The organism is Phaeospirillum tilakii (assembly GCF_042683125.1).
Lineage (GTDB): Bacteria > Pseudomonadota > Alphaproteobacteria > Rhodospirillales > Magnetospirillaceae > Phaeospirillum > Phaeospirillum tilakii.
The window spans coordinates 1-2,706 of record NZ_JBHUIY010000086.1 but is presented as its reverse complement, the minus strand read 5'-3'; the positions used below and the strand labels follow the sequence as shown (position 1 = coordinate 2,706).

The following is a 2,706-nucleotide window of genomic DNA, read 5'->3' as shown; positions in this document are numbered from 1 at the left end:
CGGCAGGCGCCGGAGCCGCCGTCGCCGGAGCGGCGGCAGGGGCCGACAGTTCCTCGGCGGCGGCGCGGGTGACCAGCGGCGGCGGCGCCCCGGCCGGGGCCGGGGCCGGCGGCGGCGGGGCGGCGGCGGTACCGCCGGCATTGGGCGAGGCGATCACCACCGGGCCACGCCCGGGACCGCCCTCGGCCGGCGGCGCGCCGGGCAGGGTCAGCCGTTCGCCGACCTTCAGCACGTAGGGCGGCGTCTTGTGGTTGGTGGCGGCCAGGGTGTTGAAATCGACCTTGAAGCGGCGGGCGAGCCCCAGCAGCGTGTCGCCGCGCTGGACCACGTAATCACCGCCGCCGGGCAGGCGCAGCACCTGCCCCCCGATCAATTGATAGGGCGGTTCGAGCCGGTTGGCCTCGATCAGGTCGCGCACCGACAGATTGTAGCGCCGCGCGATCGAATAGACGGTGTCGCCCGGGGTCACCGTCACCGTGCCCGGGCGCAGGGTCTCGGCCGCGCCGGGGGGCGGCGGGGGTTCGCGCGACGGCGGCGGCGCGGCACAGGCGGCCACCAGCCCGGCCAGCACCACGGCGGCGAGGCGGCGCGGCGAACGGTGATCAGGGGAGTCACTCATGGGCGCCACTATAGGCGCGCCGTTTCCGCCGGGCAATCGCCCGGCCGCCCCACCCCGCCCCCACCCCGGCCGGCACCGCGGCGGATGACTCGGCGGCGGATCCGGCTTAAACTGCGACGGGAAAATCGCAAGGATGACCGCATGTGCCCTGACCGTGTCCTCGATCGCAAGGTGTTCTACGCCGGCACCCGCATCCTCCAGGAGGGCGAGATCGGCGACCGCGCCTATCTGATCCAGGAGGGCGAGGTCGAGATCAGCCGCAAAAGCGAGGTGCTCGCCACCATCGGCAAGGGCGAGCTGTTCGGCGAGATGGCCCTGATCGACGATCACCCCCGGATGGCCTCGGCCCGCGCCGTCACCGACGTTTCCTGCGTGGTGATCACCCGCGACACCTTCCGCGAAAAGCTGGCCCAGGCCGATCCGTTCCTGCGCGGCCTGCTCAACATCTTCGTCCGCAACATCCGCAATCTCAGCAGCTGACCGGGGCGGCATGAGCGCGCTGACCGGCCGCTGGCGGCTCGACCTTCCCGGCCAGGATTGCGAGCGGATGTTCGCCATCGCCGTCGATATCGAATCCTATCCCCGTTTCCTGCCGTTCTGCCGCGCCGCCCGCATCCGCCGGCGCGAGGGCAACGCGCTCGACGTCGACAACCAGTTCGGCGCCGGCCCGATCCAGGCCCGCTTCCCCACCCGGGCCGAGTTCGAGCGCCCGCACCGGCTGGAGATCACCTCGCGCGCCGCCCCCTTCCGCCTGTTCCGGCTGACCTGGCTGTTCACCCCGCTGCCGGGCGGCTGCCGGGTCGAGGCCCGCTACCACATCGAGCTGCGCTCGCCCCTGCTGCACGGCCTCGCCCGCCTCGCCATGCCCGAGGTCGAACCGACCGTGCTGGCCGCCTTCCGCCGCCGCGTCGCCGAGCTGTACGGGCCGGAACGCTGAGGACGGCGGCGCGCACCGGGCGGAGGGAGGCGGCGGATGGAAAAAGGCACGGTTTCGGTCGCGTTCGTCGCCCCGCTGCTCGACGCGGTCGCCCGCGCCGGCTTCGACCCCGACGAAGTGCTGGGCCAGATCGGCGTCGCCCCCGACCTCGCCACCCATCCCCAGGCCCGGCTGCCGGCGGCGACCTATGCGATGCTGCTGCGGCTGGTGGCGCAACTGCTCGACGACGAATTCTTCGGCCAGGATTCCCGCCGGATGAAGCCGGGCAGCTTCGCGATGCTGTGCCATGCGGTGATCGGCTGCCGCCGGCTCGACCACGCGCTGAAGCGGACGCTGCAATTCTACGCCCTGCACCTTGACGATCTCGCCGCCAGCCTGGGGCGCGACGGCGCGCAGGCGCTGATCGCCCTGCGCCCGACCGATCCGGACCGCCCGGCCGGAATCTTCGCCCAGGAAACCCTGCTGATGTTCGTCCACCGGCTGGCCTGCTGGCTGGTCAACCGGCGGCTGCCGATCCGCGCGCTGCGCCTCGCCTACCCCGCCCCGCCCCACCGGGACGAATATGCCCTGCTGTTCTGCCCCGATCCGGTGTTCGACGCCCCGGCCACCACCCTGGCCCTCGACGCCGCCGCGCTGGCCCTGCCGGTGGTGCGCGGCCCGGCGGCGCTGGCCGGTTTCCTGGCGGTGGCGCCGGAAAACCTGCTGGTCCAGTACAAGGACGGCAGCAGCCTGACGGTGCGGATCCTGCGCCAGCTCGAATCCTGTCCGCCGGCCGAGTGGCCCGGCTTCGACGATCTCGCCCGTGCCCTCAACGCCTCGGCCTCGACCCTGCGCCGCCGGCTCGAATCCGAGGGCCAGTCCTATCAGGGGCTGAAGGACCGCCTGCGGCGCGACCGCGCCATCACCCTGCTCGGCACCACCCGGCTCAGCGTGATGGAAATCGGCGCCGAACTCGGCTTCGCCGAGCCCAGCGCCTTCCACCGCGCCTTCAAGAAATGGACCGGCACCAATCCCGGCGATTACCGCCGCCGCGCCGGCGACGGCCCCGGCCTGTGCCCCGCCACCCCGCCCTCCGCCTGAACGGCGGCGGGACCGCTCGCCTCGGGCCGGGGCGGCGCGGTGCCGGGGCTGGCCCGGGCCGGCGGCGGCG

At 73.5% G+C, this 2,706-nt stretch carries 4 protein-coding genes; 3 read left to right on the top strand and 1 reads right to left on the bottom strand.

Annotated elements, in window-relative coordinates; all coding sequences use genetic code 11:
• Positions 1–619 (bottom strand): lytic transglycosylase (locus tag ACFSNB_RS18580; protein WP_377319297.1); only part of this gene is annotated, 619 nt, incomplete at its 3' end.
• Positions 620–760: 141 nt separating this feature from the next.
• Between ACFSNB_RS18580 and ACFSNB_RS18575 the strand changes: the two genes are divergently transcribed.
• Genes ACFSNB_RS18575 through ACFSNB_RS18565 form a run of 3 tightly spaced genes read left to right on the top strand, consistent with a single transcriptional unit; the run spans position 761 to position 2,636 of the window.
• Positions 761–1,099, top strand: coding sequence for a cyclic nucleotide-binding domain-containing protein (locus tag ACFSNB_RS18575; RefSeq protein WP_377319295.1), 339 nt, complete (start codon positions 761–763; stop codon positions 1,097–1,099).
• Positions 1,100–1,109: 10 nt separating this feature from the next.
• Positions 1,110–1,556, top strand: coding sequence for a type II toxin-antitoxin system RatA family toxin (locus ACFSNB_RS18570; RefSeq protein ID WP_377319293.1), 447 nt, complete (start codon positions 1,110–1,112; stop codon positions 1,554–1,556).
• Positions 1,557–1,592: 36 nt separating this feature from the next.
• Positions 1,593–2,636 (top strand): AraC family transcriptional regulator, encoded by a 1,044-nt coding sequence (locus ACFSNB_RS18565; protein ID WP_377319291.1) that lies wholly within the window; start codon positions 1,593–1,595, stop codon positions 2,634–2,636.
• Positions 2,637–2,706: the final 70 nt, after the last annotated feature.